Here is an 18,582-nt window from a genome sequence, read left to right on the forward strand (position 1 = left end):
GCTTCGTAAGCTTTCGCTATGTTTAACCGGCAGCTGTTGCGCCGCCGTTGCGGTAAGTAGGTACAAGATGCTGCAGGACGGCACGGATATCATCCGGATGCTGTCCAAGCACCTTTTCCATCTTGCGAATTTCGAAATCAAGCTCCTTGCGGTTGAGCTGTGCCGGTCTGCCGATGAAGATCCGGTTATGCTTCGTGGAAGATAAGCCTTCCTCATTCGTCAACAGCTCTTCATACAGCTTCTCGCCTTCACGCATACCCGAGAACGTGATATCGATATCGACATGCGGCTCGTAGCCCGACAAGCGGATCAGGTCGACCGCCAGATCGTAAATCTTAACCGGCTTGCCCATATCGAGGATAAATACCTCGCCGCCTTGGGCGAATGAGCCTGCTTGAATAACGAGCTGAACGGCTTCCGGAATCGTCATGAAGTAACGCACCATCTCCGGATGCGTAACCGTTACCGGGCCACCCTTCACAATCTGCTCCTTGAAGCGCGGAATAACGCTGCCGCGGCTGCCAAGCACGTTGCCGAACCTTACGGCTACAAACTTCGTATTGCTGTGCATGTCGAGAGACTGAATAAACATCTCGGCAATTCTTTTGGTCGTACCCATAACGCTCGTCGGGTTAACCGCTTTGTCCGTGGAGATCAGAACGAAGCGCTCCGCTCCATATGCATCTGCGCATTCGGCGACGTTTTTTGTTCCGAATACATTATTCTTAATCGCTTCCGCCGGGTTCCGTTCCATCAGCGGCACATGCTTATGCGCTGCGGCATGGAAGACAACCTGGGGCTTGAATTTGGCAAACACGCTGTCGATACGAGTCCGGTCCTGCACATCCGCGATAACCGTCTCAATCGGAAGGTGCGGGAACATGCCGCGCATCTCCATCTCAATCGTATAAATACTGTTCTCGCCGTGTCCAAGAAGCAGCAGCTTGCTTGGAGCAAAAGGTGCAATCTGGCGGCAAAGCTCGGAGCCGATCGAACCGCCTGCCCCTGTAACCAGAACAACTTTTTCCTGTACGTAGCCGGCAATATGCTCGAGATCCGTACGGATCGGGTCACGGCCGAGCAGGTCTTCCACGCTGACATCGCGCATGCGGCCTGCCGCGCCGCGGTTATCAATCATATCCTGAAGATCCGGTACGATCTTCAGCTTTGCTTTCGTTGTTTTGCAAAGGTTAACCAGCTCGGAGATTTGGGTCTTCGATACCGAAGGCATCGCGATAATAATCTCGTCGATATGGTGCGATTCCACAACACAAGCAATCTCGTGACGGTTGCCGAGGACTTGCAGTCCAAGAACATCCATCTGGTGCTTGTACGGGTCGTCATCAATAAAACCAACCGGCGTAACGCTGACGCCGTCGTTCTGCATCATTTCCTTGGCGATCATCGTACCGCAGCTTCCCGCTCCGATAATAAGGGCGCGGCGGCCGCCAGCCGGCTTGCTCACGCTGTATTTGTCACAGAAGATACGCCATGCAAGACGTGGAGCAGTCAGCAGCAGGAAAGTGCCTGCCGCGTGATGCAGCATAAGCAGCGGATGAGCTTCACCCTGCATCACCCACCAGGCAGCAAACGGAACAACAGCAGAGATCAGGGAAACCTGCAGCAGACAGAGCATGTCCGAGATGCCGGTGTACTGCCAGATCCGGCGGTGAAGCCGGAGCCGGTGAAGCCGCCAGAAGCCAACAACCGCAGCTAACGCCCCGTAAGCCAGCCATGCAACAGCCCCGCCTTGAGGTACCGAAGGTTCAAGCGCAAATGCAATGGCGAAGCTGGCCAACACCGCTGCCAGATCCCCCGCCACAATAACTTTTGTCCGATAATGAGCCCGCATTATTAATTCCTCCTCTATTCCTTCTGATTGATCTATGTCTCTATCTGATCAACGGTTGGTTCGTCTTACGTGCGATCCACGTACTCGTAATAAGGTCCCGCATCCCTGTGAGCGGTCTGGTTAAGCGCAATGCCTACAATTCTTGCCTGGACGAACTGCAGGGCATTTTTCGCTTTAATGGCATGCTGTCGTTTGCCGGTACGTGCATTAACCACCAGCAGCACACCGTCACATCTCGAAGCGACGACCTGTGCATCGGTTACTGCCAGCACCGGCGGTGTATCGATCAGGACCATATCATACTGCTCGCGAAGCTTCCCAAGCAGATCATCCATACGGGAAGATCCAAGGAGCTCCGACGGATTCGGCGGTACCGGTCCGGAAGTCAACACATCCAGTCCGGGAATCCGGCTTTCCTTGATAACCTCTTTCAGATCAGCCTGGCCAGATAAAACATGCGACAGTCCAGTACGGTTACTGAGGCCAAAGGTGAAATGCGCGGTTGGCTTTCGAAGATCGGCGTCAACAAGAATGATCCGCCGCTCCATCTGCGCATAAGTGACAGCCAAATTCATAATGGTCGTCGACTTGCCTTCCTCCGGACCTGCCGAGGTGACCATCAACAGCTGCAGCGGACGGTCCGTCTCGGCATATTGCAGATTTGTGCGCAAGGTACGGTAAGCTTCCGAAATCGGGGAAGTCGGGTTCGCGTCAGCTACGACCGGGCGAATCTTAAGATCACTGCGTGACATTGGGTTTGTCCCCCTCCTTTCCTATTGCTGCTTTAACTGCGGCCAGAGCCCTCGGCTTCAGATCGCCTTGCTTAATATTCGGTATGGCTGCCAGCGTAGGAAGGCCAAGATACCGTTCCACATCGCTTTCCGTCCGTAACGTATCGTCAAAATAATTCAAGGCCAGTACCAGCGTTATCGACAGCAGGAGTGCAGCGACAAATCCGATGGCGGTGTTCAGCTTCGTATCCGGCTTCACCTTTACTGGCTGATCATTGGAGTCAGCGGTATGAAGGATATACACGTTGTCGACCTTCATAATGAGCGGGATCTGCTGTTGGAACACAAAGGAGACCGTATTGACGACCTTTGCCGCTCTCACGTAATCCGTGTCCAGATAAGAGATCGTGACAACCTGCGTGCCATTCACCGAGCTGAACCGGATATTACGCATCAGCTGATCCGTTGTCAGTCCAAGCTCGGGATGCTTCTCCACCACCAGGTCCATAATGGCCGGGGTCCGGATAATTTCCTTGTACGTATTAATTAAGCTTAAATTCGTGTTGATCATATTCAGATCCAGCTTGAACGATCCTGCCTGACCCGCTGTCGAGTTGACGATCAGCTTCGTATTGGCTTGATAGACTGGCTTCATCACCCATGCACTGTAGGCACCCGCCGCAGCCGCACCGAGGACGGTCACAAGAATGACAAGCCAAAGCTTTTTCCGAACGAGCCACACTATTTCCTTTAAATCCAATTGGCTGCTCAAAACGACAATAACCTCCATCCCTTTCCATCAACATTCGACTTTGATTATGTCACAAGGGTTATGGGAACATAGAGGGAAGAAGGTAATATTTTCAATTAGGCGGCTGTTATCATTTTTTGATGATGGATGACATGCTGAATTTCCTATGATTTCATATTTCTAATCAAGAATTAATCGTATGGAGAGAAATATTTCCAGTAAATTCATGTGTTTTTGTGTGCAAAAATGATATAAAACTAGGTATTCCATACACAACCATAGGTACAGTATCAGGACAGGCGGGAAAGTGGCGTTCTGCCGCATAGGAGCAGGCTTTAGCGGATATGGAAGGCAGAGGAAATTGCTACAGTTAGTCGCAGCGAAATACGAATGCAAGGGACTTTGGCCATACAGCCGGCAAATAGTCGGGATAATGCCCGGTCGTATCAAAACGATAAGAACATTCTCATAATCCGTTACCCTCCCGGTTTCCTGCCCGATGGCCTAGGTTTGTCGGTATTTTAGAGTCAAATGGTCCTGAAAGGGTCGGATCAGGTAGAATTGGAGATTTTAAGTAAGCGCTTTAATTAAATTTGTTACGTCAATGCCTGTCAATTCCGACCGTTCGCATTGAAAATAACAACTTTTCCACTCCATTCCACGCATCACCTATGTACCAATTGTAAAATGAGCTAGTCCAGCGGTAGGACGATGGACAATTGGCTTAACTGTCAGAGCAGCCGATTTGCGAGTCCCGTAGTCCGCGAGGACCCTATGAGAACAAGCCATTTATATCCGAAATACCTCATATTTCGCCCTTTTCTCTCGGCTCCGTCACCGCTAATACCCTGCTTTTATCCATATTTCGCGACTACACCATCCGTAAAACCTCGTATTTCGCTCGGATTTTGGGTCATATCCATTGCAATACATCTGGGTTCGCTCGATCAATCATGACTGCTTCACCATTATTACACTGCTTTTGCTCACTCCTCGTGACTGTGTCATTTGCCATATCTTTAACCTTTCTCGATCCTCGCTACCGCGCCACCTTCAACATACCTGCCTTTGCTCAAGCTCCATGCTATATCTACCGCCATACCTACCTTCGCTCGATCCTCGCGACCAACTTCACCCGCAATACCTCCTCTATCGTTTATTTCCCTTGCCATACTCCCCGCAGCACTTCTGTTTGCACTCACACCGTGCGTGCCACATTGGATTTGCTCCAATGTCACTCTGCAATTTGGCTAAATCACAGTCTCTACGATGGATTTTATCCAGTAGAATCTGCCGATTTAATTGTAGTTGGATGAATCATGCCCTTTTTACTGGATGAAATCCAACGTACTGACATGAGTTAGCTCGAAGTAACCCTTTACGCTGGATGAAATCCAGCCTAGTCTTGCCAGCAGCAAACTCGCCCTAGTTCGAAAGCACAAAAAGACCCAGCCAGGTCTCTGTCGACGCGGCTGGGCGATTTTTTTCTTCTATATATATTAGTTGCTCGTTTCAACTCGATTAGCTGCTGCTGGACCTTCTTTTCCCGCTGGCACAGTCCGGTTATCCCGATTCAAGAACGTTACCGACAAGAAACCGATGGCGAGCATGCCGGCGAGCACAAACAGAGCAGGAACGAGATGGTCACCAAAGACCTCAGGCGATGTAATCGCACCGCCGCTTTCGAAGACAAGACCGCTGATGGCTACACCAAATACTCCGCCAAGCTCACGGGATGCATTGCTCAGACCGCTGGCCTCACCCGCCGCATGCTCCGGAACGGATGTCAGAATGCCGTGGGAGAGCGGGGTAAAGCTAAAGCCCATGCCTGCACCAGCTGCGACCATTGCCGGAACGATATAGCCAAATGGGAAGATCGCACCCTTGCCAATAATAAGGCAGGCGATAAAGATCATCGCGGCCGTCTGCAGGAATAATCCAAAGAGCAATATCCGTTTGGAACCAAATCGGCCAACCAATAATCCGGCAAGCGGCGCGCAGATCATCGTGCAGACGGTCCATGCCATCTCTCTCACACCCGCTCCAAGTGCAGAATAGCCTTGGGCTTGCTGCAGAAACAACGTGAGCAGGAAGATCGCACCGAAGATTCCGGCATTCATCCAAAAGCCGGCTGACAAATAGGCACTATACGTCCGGTTACGGAAATAGGAAAATTGGACGAAGGGCTGCTTCCTGCTGCGCTCCCAGAAGTAGAACGCCAGCAGCAGGACCACACCGCCGGCAATAGCCCCCCAGACACTAATCGAATCCCAGCCTTCCGAGTTACCGCGCATTAATCCAAACACAATGCCAAACAACGATGCGCCCAGAAGCACAATACCCGGCAGGTCCAAAGGCTTGCGCTCTCCTTTTGATTCCGGCAGCCACATTGCGCCAAGGATAACGGCAAGGATACCAATCGGTACGTTAATCCAGAATACCATTTCCCACGGTGCGCCATTGACGATAATCCCGCCGACCAAAGGTCCAATCGACAGTCCCAGCCCGGAAATGCCGGACCATAGGCCGATAGCTGCGGCACGTTTTTCAGGAGGAAAGGCCGCATTAACGAGCGTTAAACTGAGCGGAATGATGGCCGCACTGCCGATTCCCTGCAGAGCTCTTGATAGCGACAGCTCAATAGAGCTGGTACTAAGGGCAGAAGCAAGCGAACCTAGGGTGAACAGGACAATGCCGAGCAAAAACATTTTTTTACGGCCAAAACGGTCGCCAATCGCACTGAACGGGACGAGCAGCACCGCAAAAGCCAAGGTGTAAGCATTGAGGAACCATTGCAGATCGGACATTTCGGCATGAAAATCCTCCTGGATGGAAGGCAGTGCCACCCCGATAACCAGATTGTCGAGCATCGCCATAAACAGGGCAATACAAGTTACTACAAGCAGGCGAACACGAGAAGCAGTCGTTAACATTTTTAAATCTCTCCTTATTTTGGTTTTTTATTTATTGATTAATAAATACAAGCTCAAAAAAAATAAGCTTAAACAGGATGGCGGATCTTACGGCTGCGAGTCTTCGAAGACTTACGGGGCAAACGGGGCGTATCAGTCACAGTAGGCTCCCCTTTCGATTATTATTTATTGATAAATAAATGAATCCCGCAAGCGATAACGGATGCGCCTTCCATAGGAGGTGCGGCAACCGTTTCGCGATTAAAAGGCTCAGTATAAGGATATATGCGACTTCGACTAGAGGTTGACTTTAAAACCTGCAGCCGAAGCTGCCTCCTACTTTTCTGTAAGACCCAGCTGCCCCAAGTCTGCCAGCACGGGAAGCTGGAGAATTTCGGACATCGTAATGACCATGCCGCAAGCAATAAAGGTTGAGGCCTGCTGACTTGGATTTGGAATCCCTGCCCGATCGAAACGTTCTGCTATCACCTGATGCACCTCGGCAAATCTCTGCTTCACGATCTCCCGGACATTCGGCTCAGGTGTCGTATAGGACTGCATGCACAGCAGCGTTTCATCCCGATGTGTGGCCATCAGCTCGTTAAAGGCGTTTCCCATCTGATGGTGGAGAAATTCCGGCGGAGCTTCTACCGTAGAGAAGGCGTGCATCAATCGTTTCTGTGCTCTCTCCAGTACAGCCAGGTATAATCCTTCCTTCGTCTTGAAGAAGTGGAACACATAGGGCTGAGTGACCCCAACCTCCGCAGCAACCATACCTGTAGTTGTCTTGTAGTACCCGTTATTCGCAAATAGCGAGGCGGCTGCATCTAAAATCTGTTCTTTCCGGTTCGTTACAGCGTGGAAGTCTTTTTCTCTTGGCGTCATAGGCAACCTCGTTTATTTATTTATCAATAAATTACTGTATAGGATTGGAAATGTCAACTGTTTTTTCGCGGAAAATGTTCCGGAGAAGGAAAAAGCCGACGGAAGGTCGGCTTTTGGGGTTGCTTCAAGGGGTCTTGGAGAGCTCGGAGCTGCTGTTGGAGCAAGCAGGAAACGAGCTTAAGGCAGCTCGTCAAGCAGCTCCTCGAACCAATAGGCTTTCTCCAGCGCGGCGGGGATATCGCCGACGCCGTCTTCGTCGCACCATGCGGTTGACAGCACTGCATGGGCGAACCCCCACGCCAGCAGCCTGGCGTGGTCCAGACCAAGCGCGCCGCATAACAGAAGTACGCGGCGCCGGATCACTTCCCGCTGCCCCTTCGGCGGCAGCTGGTTCAAGAGCAGCGGAATCGTTCCGTATTCCGCTTCCCCAACCACACCCTTCGGGTCAATGGCCAGCCATACCGGCCCGCCATGACCCGAAGACAAAATATTCCCATGGTGCAGGTCACCATGGAGCAGAAACAACTCGCCGCCCTCTTCGAGCAGGCGGCGGAACGTCTCCTCCGCGCGGCTGACCACGCGCTCCGGCAGCGGCCCCGTGCCGCCGCCATGCCGCTGGCGCAGCCTGGCGAAGCCCGCGGCCCAGTCCGCTACGGACGGGAATTCTCCCCCGTCCGGTGCGGGAACAACCAGCCGCCGCATCACCTCGGCGGCGGCCAACGTCCTGTCGTCGTCGCTAAGCTCCGACTCCGCCAGCATCAAACCAGGCTTAGCGCGCTCAATAAGCAGCGCGCCCCGCTCCTCGTCCGCGGCCAGCAAGCGTACCGCGCCGCGGCCATCGTACAACCTCAAAGCCGCAAGCTCCGTGCGGAATTCCCGGCTTGGCACAACAAGCTTCAGCACGGCTTCCGTCCCATCCCGCAGCACGGCCGGGGCAACAAAATTAAAGGACAAGGTAAAAGGAGACGGCAATTCCACCGTCATCTCCCATTTTTCCTCGCAATCTAGCAGCAGCTTATCAAATTCCGCCAGCCACTGCTCACCTTTTTCACCGTGAACCGATTTGATTGTCTGACACAAATGCTCTGAAATCTGCATCATTCACTCTCCCCCGGCACTACTTATGCAGTATTAAAGCTGTACAGGAATGACGCATACCGGCTGGGAAATCTCGATCGAATAGCCCGTAAACACCGGCATCCCCGACTCGCTAATACGGAATACCGCCACATTATTCGTATCCTTGTTAGCTGTAATTGCGAATTGACCGCCCGGTACCAGCGCAAAATGCCGCGGATGCTTTCCTTCCGTAGACACATGTCCAACCAATGTCAGCTGGCCGCTCTCCGCATCCACCGCGAATACAACAAGGCTGTCATGTCCGCGATTCGAGCCGTAAAGGAATCGGCCGTCCTCGGAAATCGCGATTTCCGCGGTGCCGTTCGCCTCTGTGAACCCTTCCGGCAGCGTCGACACGGTCTGCACGGCCTCGAGCGCACCTTTTTCCGCATCGTAACGGAAAGCGATAACCGTCGAATCCAGCTCGTTAATCACAAAAGCAAACTGACCGTTCGGATGGAACGTCATGTGGCGCGGGCCAGCGCCCGGATGGACCACGGTCTCGCCATGGCGGACCAGCTTGCGGTTTTCTTTATCCAAGGCATAAGCAACGATCCGGTCAATCCCAAGATCCGGCACAAAAATATATTTGCCGTCCGGGCTGAAATTCGTGCTGTGCGGATGCGGTGTTTTTTGGTTCGGATGAGGACCGCTGCCTTCATGCTGTTGAATGTCGAGGATCTCGCCGATTTCGCCATTGTCCGAGAGAGAAACCAGGCTGATCCGGCCCCCGTGATAGCTGCAGAGCAGCGCAAATTCGCTGTCCGCATCACGCTGAATGTGGCAGGATGGTGCTGTAATCGCCAGCTTCCGGTTGAGCTCTTCCAGACCGCCTTCAATCGAGAAAGCTACGGCATCGCCAACCTTCGCCCCGTCCGCATCTGCTCCTTCCGCGATGGCGTACAGTCTGCGGTTAGCCGCATCCACATTCAGGAAGGTCGGGTTTCTAAGCCCGGATGCCTGTTCCTTCAGCGTCAGCGTCCCTTCTGCCGCATCAAACTCATAACGGTAAACGCCGCTTGCCGAAGCCTCCGCGTAAGAACCAATAAATACTGTCATTTTGTCATTATGTAAGGTCATGGATTATATCCTCCCGCTTCTATAAAATGCTACCTATATTGTACCCGCTCACCAAGCATAAACCAAGCTTTTCGCTCCGCATGGACAACAGCCTCAATTAAGCCTACACTGTTTTTAACGAATTCACTACTAATGAAAGGAGAGATGAGAATAGTGAGTATGAACCGAAAACTATTCACCGATCCGGATTTCGAGGAGGCCGTTCGCCGGAAATATCCGGTACGCGTGTTTAAGGATGATTATATTGTAAACAACGGCGGGACCGTGGTCCGATTCGACGATAGTATTGTTGTCATCCAGTCCAGCGTAAGCGACCTCGTCTACTATACCAGGCAGGAATGCGAGTTTTTTGAAGTTCGCAAGCGATAACTGCCGCGCCTTCCATAGGAGGAGCAGCCGGCGTTTCGCGGTGAAATATAAGCATAGTATAGAGAAAACTTATACTTTCTTATATTTGAAAAAATGACAACCACCTCTCAAGAGGTCTATAATTACTTTAGTAGTGAGGCAATCTCCATCGAGGTCGCCAAATAGAAATGAGTTTCCACTATCGGGAACTTAGATACAACGGCTTCGCCATTCATTCGCGGCGTGGCACGTTTCATTTATATCAAAGGAGTTTGCAGCATGAGCGAAAATGGAAAAATACTCGTTATGACCGCCGTTGCGGTCGAACGGGATGCTGTCCTTCGCGGACTTAACGGCGATGACCGCTTCGAAGTGATGGAAGCCGGCGTTGGTCCGGTGGAAGCCGCCGTCAGCACGGCAACGGTTCTCGCGCTGGCAGGCTCCGGTGCTTACCGCCTTGTTATTTCCGCGGGTATTGCAGGCGGATTCAAGGAGCGTGCCGAGGTTGGCTCGCTTGTTGTCTCGAATGCGATCGTTGCCGCCGATCTTGGCGCGGAAACGCCGGAAGGTTTCCACAGCGTGGAGAAGCTTGGTTTTGGCTCCGCCCATATCGATGTCGATACAGAGCTTGCCGAACGTCTGACATCGGCGCTTCAGGCTGCCGGTTTGCAGACCGCTCTTGGTCCTGTCCTCACTTTATCTACAGTGACCGGATCAGCCGAGACCGCTTCCGGGCTGGCCGAACGGGTTCCCGGTGCTGCCGCGGAAGCGATGGAGGGCTTTGGCGTTGCCGCCGCTGCCCGGCGCGCGGGTCTGCCGGTGCTGGAGCTTCGAGCCATTTCGAATCCGGTTGGTCCGCGCGACCGCAGCGAATGGCGGATTAAGGACGCCCTGCAGTCTCTCGAAGCTGCAAGCTCCGTATTACGGGAGGTAATTGAATGAAAATCGCTTTTTCCCCGTGTCCAAACGACACGTTTGTCTTCCACGCCCTGACGCATGGACTGGTTCCCGGTGCTCCGGAATTTGATGTCACTTATGCCGATATCGACATTACGAACAATCTGGCAGCAAGCGGCGACAGTGATCTGGATGTGCTCAAAATCTCCTACGCTGCTCTTCCGTGGGTGCTGAAAGACTACGCGCTGCTGCCTTGCGGCGGTGCGCTTGGCCGAGGATGCGGCCCGCTTGTTTTGACAAAGGATAAGCTTGAAGACCCATCTGCTTTAAGCGGCAAACGGGTTGCCGTTCCTAGCGAACGTTCAACCGCTTATCTGCTGTTCCGTCTCTGGGCCGCGCAAAATGTTCCCGGCGGCGTAGGCGAAATTATCGTAATGCCGTTCCATGAGATCATGCCCGCCGTACAGAGCGGCAAGATTGACGCAGGACTTGTTATTCATGAAGCCCGCTTCACATACCAGAATTACGACTTGTCCATGCTCGTTGACCTCGGCAGCTGGTGGGAGTCCGATACCGGACTGCCGATCCCGCTGGGCGCCATCATCGCCCGCCGTTCGCTGGATCTTGCAGCCATCTCGAGCTGGATCGAGAAATCCGTCGAGTATGCCTGGAAGCATCCCGAAGCGTCGAAGGACTATGTGCTGCAGCATGCGCAGGAAATGGACCCGGCCGTTGCCGAGCAGCACATTAACCTGTACGTAAACGACTTCACCGGCAACCTTGGCAGCAGCGGTTATGCCGCTATTTCAACACTGCTTACCCGCGCAGCAGACGAAGGCCTCGTGCCTGCCGTCGACCCGGCTCTGCTCGAGTTCCCGGGTTAACTAGCTAAACCAAAACCAAAAGGGCAACCCCTAAGCCAATGGCTTAAAGGTTGCCCTTACTTTATTGGTTACTGTAGGTGCTTTAACTCTCGGCACCCACGAAAAAGAGCTGCCCCGCTGAGCAACGCTCCATCCTTGCAAGATAATGGAGTGTTGCTTCGTTCGGGCAGCCCTTGTTTATGCCAGTACGGCCCGACTACACGTCGGAGTCGTCCCATTTTTTCGAATATGCTTTCTTAGTGACCCAAAGGGTCATCCAGGTGAGCAAAACAACGATGATGGCAGCAAAAATCCAAACTCCAACAGGAACGTTCATCTGCAACTCCCCCCTTCACGCCTATTACCTCTATATTAACGGACAAAAGGGCGGTTTATGCGGCTCAAATATTAACATTTTGCAACGGTTTTCACCGGAATCTGTCATTTGGAGGCATGACGTACCAGACCTAAGGAGATGCTACCTTTATCTAACTACCGAAAAGCGCGCAGGAACTCAACCGCCTTGCGGATATCCTCCTCCGGACGCTGTCCGACTTCCCGCTCTATCGTTAGGTAACCGTTGAAGCCGATATCCTGCAGCGCCTTCAAGTAACGGTCGAACGGAACGCTGCCTTCCCCAAGCGGAACCTCGCGGAACAAAGCACCTTCGCTCGCCATATCGGCAATAATGTCATGGCTCATCCCTGCAAAGCCCAGATAGCCGTACACTACCCGAGGATCGATCTCGGCAGCCAGCTTAAGCCCATCCTTCGCATGCGTATGCACGATATAGTCCTTCAGCAGATAGACGCCCTGAACCGGATCATCTCCCGTTACCATTACCATATTTGCCGGGTCAAAATTGACCGACACCCCATTGGTCGTAAGCGAGTCGAGGAACGACTTCAACCTTGCGGCAGGCTCAGGACCCGTCTCAATGGCAAAATACGCTCCCATGCTGCTCGCATAGCTGCTAAGCTCTTCACAAGAAGACTGCATGGCCGCGTAAATAGCCGATTCCGTATCGTCAGGCACGATGCCGATATGCGTCGTTACGATATTTGTTCCTAGATCAAGCGCCAGCTCCAGAATCCGCTTCGACTTCTCGATCTTCGCCGGATTAGCCGCTGCATCCTGGAAGCCATGTCCGCCAAGATCGCCGCATAACGCGGAGATCGTAAGGCCCAGCGAATCAATCCGGTCTTTCAACTCACGGCGGGCCGAAGCAGACAAGTTCGCAGGATCCGTCTCACCGCTCACCGCATAGATTTGGACGCCTTCCGCCCCAACCTCTTTGGCCTTCTTCAACCCTTCATGAAGGCCTATTCCAAAGCTCTCCACAATTACGCCAATTGGATTGTTAATCTTTGTTCTCGCCAGATCTGTCATCGTTTATACGCCCTCCCGCGTCGCAGCGGCCGCCGGAGCCGCAGCATCCTTATTTAGAACAACCTCTGTACCAAGCTCTGCCGATTCATACACGGCCTGAAGCATCCTCATCAGCTCAACGCCGTCTTCAACAGGGCTGATTGGCTCAGCTTTTCCGAAGCAGCAATCTACAAAATGGGCAATTTCAAGATCAAAGCTTTCCTGGAACTGGAAGGTTAGATGATCCAGCTGCGGCTCGATATTGACAATCTTATTGAACTGCTCGGTAACGATAACGAGCTTCGGATCTATCTCCACTCCGCCTTTGGTTCCGTAAATCTTGCTGCTCATCTCGTTCTGCGCGGCATGCAGCGTGTAGCTGATATCTACATATAGAGAAGCGCCATTCTCGAAGCGGATCAAGGCATTCGCCAAATCTTCCACATCATTAAGTGAGGCATCGTAGTCCGCCGCTTTGTAGAAGCTCAGCCCTTCAATATGCGACCGGTTGCCCAGCTTCCGGTACGTATTGCCGCTTACCGAGACCGGCTTTGGCTTGCCCATCAGATACCAGCACAGATCGATCATATGTACGCCGATATCAATAAGCGGGCCGCCTCCCGATCGCGAGGCATCCGCAAACCATCCGCCCGGGTTGCCAAGCCGGCGAATTGCGGAGGCTTTTGCATAATAAATCTCTCCAAGCTGCCCGCTATCCGCATACTGCTTCACCAGCTGTGCCTGGTCGGCATACCGGCGGACAAAACCAACAAGCAGCAGCTTGCCGGAACGCTCCACGGCTTCCTGTACGGCAAGCGCCTGATCAACGGTCTGGGCAAGCGGCTTTTCGCACAGGACATGTTTGCCGGCATCCAGTGCCGCAACGGCAATCTCGGCATGGCTGTTATTCCAGGTGCAGATGCTTACGGCATCAATCTCCGGATTCGCCAGCAATTCTTTATAGTTATCGTAAACATGAGGGATGCCGTAGGAAGCGGCTTTCTCCTGCGCTCGCTCCCCGTTCATATCGGCAATAGCCGTAAGTTCCACCTCAGGATGAACCGAATAAGCATGCAGATGTGAACCCGATATTGAACCTGCTCCAATAATCCCAACTCTTAATTTCGCCATTGCCTGCATCTCCTCCATGTTTCCTATAATCAGTTGCAACCTGCTCTTCATTCAATTTATCATGAGAGGTAAAAGAGAGGAATGAACAGCATGGCTCAATTCATGGATTATATGATCAGTCCAAAGCCCCTACGTGTTGTCGATTTAACGCTTGATCCCGCCAAGCTGTCCGTTCGCTCTCTCGTTATTCGGACGGCGGGCTATTTGCCAGGGCGGACGTATTACCGGCAAGGGGCTGTATTTACCTATTGGGCGATCGTCTACATTGCCGGAGGCTCAGGCTCCTACCGGGTGAACCATGGAGAAGCAGATCGGATAACGGCGGGAAGCCTCTTCTTATTTCAACCCGGTATCCGCTATGATTATGGTCCTGATCCGGAAGGTTATTGGGATGAGTATTACTTCACTATAGAAGGAACAAGGTTGCAAGAGTGGCTCGAGCATTGGCCTATTCAGCCGAATACGGTCATGCATCCGGGAGAAGATGCCTCCTCGCAGAACCGGATTGACCGGATCTTTGCGCTGATGGAAAGCGGTACACCGGCTAACGCGGACCGCGCTTCGCTCCTGCTTGAATCGCTCCTGTATGAATGGGTGCAGAGCTGCCAGTCATCCCCCTCCGCTCAAGGGAAGACAGCGCGTCTTGCCCAGCTGCTCGAGGCGTTGTCCGCCAACTTGCATGAGCCGTTTGATGCGGCAGCTTTTGCCGAGCGCCATCATTGGGCGCTATCGACGCTCCGGCGGACGGTCAGCGAATATACCGGCTTCGCCCTGCACGAATATGTTCACCGGCTGAAGATGGCCGAAGCGAAAAACCGCCTGCTCAATACCGAGCAGACGGTCAAGGAAATTGCCGCAGCGCTAGGCTACAGCGATGTGTATTATTTTTCGCGTCTGTTCAAGAAAATTACCGGCGAGGCGCCCCAGCTGTTCCGCAAAAACATGCGCTCCATATGAGAAAGACGGTCCCGGAGCTGGGACCGTCTTTCTATCCTGACTACTCCGCAAGCCTTGCCGCATAGCGGAATCCACGCGATGTAATCGTCTGCAAATGCCTGAAGTTCGGATGCACGACCAGATCATCGAGATAAGCCGACTCCGTGCTGAAGGGCCCGCGCATTTTGTTCAGAGCATTAATAATCTGCTGCCCCGGCTCGATGCCGATGCCATGACCGAAGAACAAATTCTCCGACAGCTTCACGACATTCTCCCCTTGCCATTCCGGTGTATCCCGGTCAAAGTCCGGATTGCGGAAGTACATCACGTCACCCGGATACGATTCATTCTTGTTATGTGTCGTAATGAACCACAGGTCGCTGTCATGATTCCAGTCGCGCAGATACAGAGGGTTGAACAGCTGATTAAACATTTGCTCCCCGATCGTATCCAGCACCGCTTTGTACAGCACGATAACGATTGCCGTCGCGCATTCGAACCCGTACAGCTCACCGTTCATAAAAATATCATTTATCGCATCCGACGGCCTCACGCCCGGATTCATCTGAAATCCGCCGTTCTCCGTCCGTGTCCAATAGCGCGGATTACATCTGGATTCACGGAACACCGCAAAATCCACCCTGCTGTCCTGCATCATTCTAGCCGCATTCACCGTGCGGTCCCTCAGGCGCAGCTCGAACCGGAGCGCATTCATCGAGTCATAATTGTAGACGACCGGACTATTTTGCTTGCCCTGCAGCACTTCCCGCTCCACCGGCGTTAACGCAAACGGGTTAAGCTGCCCGGCGTCACTGCCCGAAATCTGAAGCATTCTCCTCCCCCTCCCATGATCATGCCATGGGTTATTGTACGTGTGAGGGATGGGATTTGTGCTCTTCCCCGGTCAGTGCCTGATGCTTAAGTGCTAGTGGCCGAAGAACCCGATTTGGATAAAGAACAGAACCGCGAACACATAGAAAATCGGATGAACCTCTTTGCCCTTGCCGCGAATCAGCTTCAGAATCGGATACACGATAAAGCCAACACCAATCCCTGTCGCAATGCTGTACGTAAGCGGCATTAGGACAACGATCAGGAACGCCGGGAAAGCTTCCTCGATATCGTTCCATTCGATTTTGCGCAGAACATTCATCATCAGGAAGCCCACGATAATGAGCGCAGGAGCCGTAATGGCCGGGATACCCGCCAGAACCGATACCGTCGGGGAGAAGAAGAGTGTCAGTGCGAGCAGTACGCTTACCGTAATCGCAGTCAGGCCCGTTCTGCCGCCAATCGCAACACCGGAGCTTGACTCGATATAAGCGGAAGTCGGGCTCGTGCCAAACAGCGCGCCAGTAGTTGTGCCAATCGCATCGGCAAGCAATGCGCCGCGCGAACGCGGGAATTTATTATCCTTCAGCAGGCCCGCCTGCTCCGCAACGCCAAGCATGGTGCCGGTGGTGTCGAACAGCGTAATAAGCAGGAAGGTGAAAATAACGGCATAAAGGCCATTTTCGAACACCCCGCCAATATCCAGCTGGAATGCTGTCGCGTTAAGTCCCGTAGGCAGCGCAGTCCAGCTTTCCGGCAGATGCATCTGACCGGTAATGACCGCGATAATCGCGGTGATGATCATGCCGATGAAGAGGAAACCTTTTACCCGGTAAGCCATCAGAATCAGTGAAATAATAAGACCAACAACCGTAAGCAGCGTCATCGGCTGCGACAGATCGCCCATCGTGATGAGCGTTGCCGGCGAAGCAACGACGATCTTCGCATTTTGCAGTCCGATAAACGTGATGAATAAACCGATACCCGCCGTAATGGCATGCTTCAGACTTGATGGGATGGCATCAAGCAGCATATAGCGGAAGGAAGTCAGAGACAGCAGAATGAAGATGACCCCCGCAACAAATACAGCGCCAAGCGCCGTTTGCCACGAAACGCCTTCTCCCCCTACTACGGAAAAAGCAAAGTAAGCGTTAAGCCCCATGCCCGGTGCCAGCGCGATCGGATAGTTTGAGAAAAGTCCCATAATAAGCGTTGCTACGATACTTGCAAGGACGGTCGCGATAAATACACCGTGGAAGTCCATTCCCGCTTCGCTTAGCACGCCGGGATTCACGATGACGATGTAGACCATCGTCAAAAAGGTAGTCACTCCCGCAAGCAGCTCCGTTGTTACCGTTGTGCCCCGCTCCTTCAATTTAAACAGGCGATCCATTGATTCGTTCCCTCCAGATTGTCCATAATGTCCGGGTATTGGTACCTATTGTCTCCTTGATTGCGGCGGATTAGTAAATATGGGAAACAAAAAAAATCCTAAGCCGCGAATGAAGGGAAGTTGGTACACGTATCCCTTATTCGTAGTTAGGATTTTTGGCTCCTTGTAGAGACCCTCACGCCATATTGATGAGGATATACGAATATGATTAGTTGTTTCAATTAACCTTCATAAGATTAAAGGAGGCCGCAGGCTGTGTCAATCCTTTTTTGCGGAATTTGTCGGCTATTCACGAACTATAGGGTTAACGACGTTAATAATGTTCGTTTTTCTCAAAAATCGCGGCTGGCGGCGAATTGAATCGGATCAGCACTTCTTTTAGCGATATACCACTACCTTTGTCAGGCGGGAAGGGAGTTGGCTTGCGAGGACGAATAAGTCTCGTAAGTGACAAATGAATGAGGTGATGAAATGACGTTGCTCAAAACAAAAGAGGCGGCCCATCAGCTGGCCGTCAGTGAAACAACCGTCAGGCGTTGGGTGTCCACCTTCCCGGCTTCCTTCCGTAAGGATATGTTCGGACACTATATTTTTGATGCCCCGGCAATGGACAAGCTTCGGCAGATCAAGGGTCAGCTGGATTCCGGAACAGCCCTGTATGACATTAGACTGCTGTCGCTGGCGGAGGAAGAAGCATTGGCGGCTGTAGCCGCAGAAGTAATGGGAACGAATGGTGCTGTTGATACGGCGGCGGATGGTTCTGCAGGTCAATCTGATGATTCCGTTAAGCTGGTGGTGGATGAGGCTGGTAATGTTCACGCTCCCGGATCTACCGGTGTTGGCAGAGGCGGCGGCGCTGGTGCACTTGTAGTGGATAGTGCCGGAAACGTTCATGCTGCTGGCGGAAGTATCGTAGTCAAGGGAACGGCTGGGATCAGCAGAGGCGGTGCCGGAGCACTCGTGGTTGATAGTGCGGGGATTGTTCATGCTGCTGGCGGCAATGCGGTAAGCGGTGAGGCAGGAGCTAAAGCATCTGCGGAGATAACAGCCGGCTATCAGCATGCTGCTGCAGCTGCAGATGTTGCCGGTGCCCGCCCTGTGAATCTTTTACCTGTCGGCCCGGCTGTCCAATCGCAAGACGTTTCGCAAGCAATCGTCCCTTCCGCCCCTTTCCGTCCTTCAACCTCCTTAATTGACGAACCCGATCCGATGCTCGAACGTCTTAATGCCATAGAAAATGCCCTGTCCCAGAAGGCCGATGAAGTCGTTACCGTCCAGCTGCTCCATCATCGCAAAGAACTGGAGGAGCTCCGCAAATCGCTGACCGAGCTAGCCGCCACCATCGAGGCGCTGCGCACTCCGCAGCAGGAACTGGCTGCATTCGGCAAAGCCTCGCCTTCCCATGAGGAGGATGGCAAGCGCAAAAAACGCGGCTTCCGCTCGTTCTTTTTCTTCTAAGCCCTGTTCCTTATCCAAGGGCCTAGC

The 18,582-nt window shown here is 52.8% G+C and carries 17 protein-coding genes and 1 riboswitch; of the genes, 5 read left to right on the top strand and 12 right to left on the bottom strand.

Going from position 1 to position 18,582, the window contains the following annotated elements; genetic code table 11:
* Window positions 1-22 precede the first annotated feature (22 nt).
* The 8 genes from BM200_RS20485 to BM200_RS20515 form a co-directional block, all read right to left on the bottom strand.
* A complete protein-coding gene (locus BM200_RS20485; RefSeq protein ID WP_091188499.1) occupies window positions 23-1,852 on the bottom strand; it encodes a polysaccharide biosynthesis protein in 1,830 nt (609 codons plus the stop codon).
* A gap of 65 nt (window positions 1,853-1,917) precedes the next feature.
* Window positions 1,918-2,604 (bottom strand): CpsD/CapB family tyrosine-protein kinase, encoded by a 687-nt coding sequence (locus BM200_RS20490; protein ID WP_091188500.1) that lies wholly within the window; start codon window positions 2,602-2,604, stop codon window positions 1,918-1,920.
* A complete protein-coding gene (locus tag BM200_RS20495) occupies window positions 2,591-3,355 on the bottom strand; it encodes a YveK family protein (RefSeq protein WP_091188501.1) in 765 nt (254 codons plus the stop codon). The genes BM200_RS20490 and BM200_RS20495 overlap by 14 nt, the downstream gene beginning before the upstream one ends.
* A 998-nt stretch (window positions 3,356-4,353) precedes the next feature.
* Window positions 4,354-4,536, bottom strand: a complete 183-nt coding sequence (locus BM200_RS30080; RefSeq protein WP_175532940.1) for a hypothetical protein — start codon at window positions 4,534-4,536, stop codon at window positions 4,354-4,356.
* A gap of 297 nt (window positions 4,537-4,833) precedes the next feature.
* Complete coding sequence (locus BM200_RS20500) at window positions 4,834-6,267, bottom strand: MFS transporter (RefSeq protein ID WP_091188502.1); 1,434 nt, start codon at window positions 6,265-6,267, stop codon at window positions 4,834-4,836.
* 315 nt (window positions 6,268-6,582) lie between these two features.
* Window positions 6,583-7,131 carry a TetR/AcrR family transcriptional regulator gene (locus BM200_RS20505; protein ID WP_091188503.1) on the bottom strand — a complete coding sequence of 183 codons (549 nt, stop codon included), beginning with the start codon at window positions 7,129-7,131 and terminating at the stop codon, window positions 6,583-6,585.
* 177 nt (window positions 7,132-7,308) lie between these two features.
* Window positions 7,309-8,232 (bottom strand): aminoglycoside phosphotransferase family protein, encoded by a 924-nt coding sequence (locus tag BM200_RS20510; protein ID WP_091188504.1) that lies wholly within the window; start codon window positions 8,230-8,232, stop codon window positions 7,309-7,311.
* 30 nt (window positions 8,233-8,262) lie between these two features.
* Window positions 8,263-9,330 carry a lactonase family protein gene (locus tag BM200_RS20515; RefSeq protein ID WP_091188505.1) on the bottom strand — a complete coding sequence of 356 codons (1,068 nt, stop codon included), beginning with the start codon at window positions 9,328-9,330 and terminating at the stop codon, window positions 8,263-8,265.
* Between the two features lie 153 nt (window positions 9,331-9,483).
* On the opposite strand from BM200_RS20515, the gene BM200_RS20520 reads away from it, so the two are divergent.
* From BM200_RS20520 to BM200_RS20530, 3 genes are all read left to right on the top strand, one after another.
* A complete protein-coding gene (locus BM200_RS20520; RefSeq protein ID WP_091188506.1) occupies window positions 9,484-9,699 on the top strand; it encodes a hypothetical protein in 216 nt (71 codons plus the stop codon).
* 258 nt (window positions 9,700-9,957) lie between these two features.
* Window positions 9,958-10,620, top strand: coding sequence for a futalosine hydrolase (locus tag BM200_RS20525; protein WP_091188507.1), 663 nt, complete (start codon window positions 9,958-9,960; stop codon window positions 10,618-10,620).
* Window positions 10,617-11,459: a 1,4-dihydroxy-6-naphtoate synthase gene (locus BM200_RS20530; protein ID WP_091188508.1), complete on the top strand. Its 843-nt coding sequence runs from the start codon at window positions 10,617-10,619 to the stop codon at window positions 11,457-11,459. Before BM200_RS20525 ends, BM200_RS20530 begins: the two co-directional genes overlap by 4 nt.
* 471 nt (window positions 11,460-11,930) lie before the next feature.
* Here BM200_RS20530 and BM200_RS20535 read toward each other — a convergent pair whose 3' ends face one another.
* Window positions 11,931-12,827, bottom strand: a complete 897-nt coding sequence (locus BM200_RS20535) for a sugar phosphate isomerase/epimerase family protein (protein ID WP_091188509.1) — start codon at window positions 12,825-12,827, stop codon at window positions 11,931-11,933.
* A 3-nt stretch (window positions 12,828-12,830) separates the two neighbouring features.
* A complete protein-coding gene (locus BM200_RS20540) occupies window positions 12,831-13,937 on the bottom strand; it encodes a Gfo/Idh/MocA family protein (RefSeq protein ID WP_091188510.1) in 1,107 nt (368 codons plus the stop codon).
* 90 nt (window positions 13,938-14,027) lie between these two features.
* On the opposite strand from BM200_RS20540, the gene BM200_RS20545 reads away from it, so the two are divergent.
* The gene (locus BM200_RS20545) at window positions 14,028-14,894 is read left to right on the top strand and encodes a helix-turn-helix domain-containing protein (protein ID WP_175532941.1); all 867 of its coding nucleotides are present in this window, start codon (window positions 14,028-14,030) and stop codon (window positions 14,892-14,894) included.
* Window positions 14,895-14,934: 40 nt separating this feature from the next.
* On the opposite strand, the gene BM200_RS20550 is transcribed toward BM200_RS20545, so the two are convergent.
* Window positions 14,935-15,705 (bottom strand): protein-glutamine gamma-glutamyltransferase, encoded by a 771-nt coding sequence (locus tag BM200_RS20550; RefSeq protein ID WP_091188512.1) that lies wholly within the window; start codon window positions 15,703-15,705, stop codon window positions 14,935-14,937.
* A 93-nt stretch (window positions 15,706-15,798) separates the two neighbouring features.
* Window positions 15,799-17,097: an NCS2 family permease gene (locus BM200_RS20555; RefSeq protein ID WP_091188513.1), complete on the bottom strand. Its 1,299-nt coding sequence runs from the start codon at window positions 17,095-17,097 to the stop codon at window positions 15,799-15,801.
* Window positions 17,098-17,220: 123 nt separating this feature from the next.
* Window positions 17,221-17,319, bottom strand: a riboswitch (purine riboswitch).
* Between the two features lie 249 nt (window positions 17,320-17,568).
* On the opposite strand from BM200_RS20555, the gene BM200_RS30755 reads away from it, so the two are divergent.
* Window positions 17,569-18,555, top strand: coding sequence for a MerR family transcriptional regulator (locus BM200_RS30755; RefSeq protein ID WP_139230816.1), 987 nt, complete (start codon window positions 17,569-17,571; stop codon window positions 18,553-18,555).
* Window positions 18,556-18,582: the final 27 nt, after the last annotated feature.

Origin of the sequence: Paenibacillus catalpae (assembly GCF_900112695.1) — a bacterium.
Classification (GTDB): Bacteria; Bacillota; Bacilli; order Paenibacillales; family Paenibacillaceae; genus Pristimantibacillus; species Pristimantibacillus catalpae.

Bases quoted from the DNA above. Each gene is read 5' to 3' on its own strand.
- BM200_RS20555 (WP_091188513.1), bottom strand. From the start codon at position 17,097: ATGGATCGCCTGTTTAAATTGAAGGAGCGGGGCACAACGGTAACAACG.
- BM200_RS20550 (WP_091188512.1), bottom strand. From the start codon at position 15,705: ATGCTTCAGATTTCGGGCAGTGACGCCGGGCAGCTTAACCCGTTTGCG.
- BM200_RS20515 (WP_091188505.1), bottom strand. From the start codon at position 9,330: ATGACCTTACATAATGACAAAATGACAGTATTTATTGGTTCTTACGCG.
- BM200_RS20505 (WP_091188503.1), bottom strand. From the start codon at position 7,131: ATGACGCCAAGAGAAAAAGACTTCCACGCTGTAACGAACCGGAAAGAA.
- BM200_RS20500 (WP_091188502.1), bottom strand. From the start codon at position 6,267: ATGTTAACGACTGCTTCTCGTGTTCGCCTGCTTGTAGTAACTTGTATT.
- BM200_RS20545 (WP_175532941.1), top strand. From the start codon at position 14,028: ATGGCTCAATTCATGGATTATATGATCAGTCCAAAGCCCCTACGTGTT.
- BM200_RS20540 (WP_091188510.1), bottom strand. From the start codon at position 13,937: ATGGCGAAATTAAGAGTTGGGATTATTGGAGCAGGTTCAATATCGGGT.
- BM200_RS20485 (WP_091188499.1), bottom strand. From the start codon at position 1,852: ATGCGGGCTCATTATCGGACAAAAGTTATTGTGGCGGGGGATCTGGCA.
- BM200_RS20510 (WP_091188504.1), bottom strand. From the start codon at position 8,232: ATGATGCAGATTTCAGAGCATTTGTGTCAGACAATCAAATCGGTTCAC.
- BM200_RS20525 (WP_091188507.1), top strand. From the start codon at position 9,958: ATGAGCGAAAATGGAAAAATACTCGTTATGACCGCCGTTGCGGTCGAA.
- BM200_RS20490 (WP_091188500.1), bottom strand. From the start codon at position 2,604: ATGTCACGCAGTGATCTTAAGATTCGCCCGGTCGTAGCTGACGCGAAC.
- BM200_RS20530 (WP_091188508.1), top strand. From the start codon at position 10,617: ATGAAAATCGCTTTTTCCCCGTGTCCAAACGACACGTTTGTCTTCCAC.
- BM200_RS20535 (WP_091188509.1), bottom strand. From the start codon at position 12,827: ATGACAGATCTGGCGAGAACAAAGATTAACAATCCAATTGGCGTAATT.
- BM200_RS30755 (WP_139230816.1), top strand. From the start codon at position 17,569: ATGACGTTGCTCAAAACAAAAGAGGCGGCCCATCAGCTGGCCGTCAGT.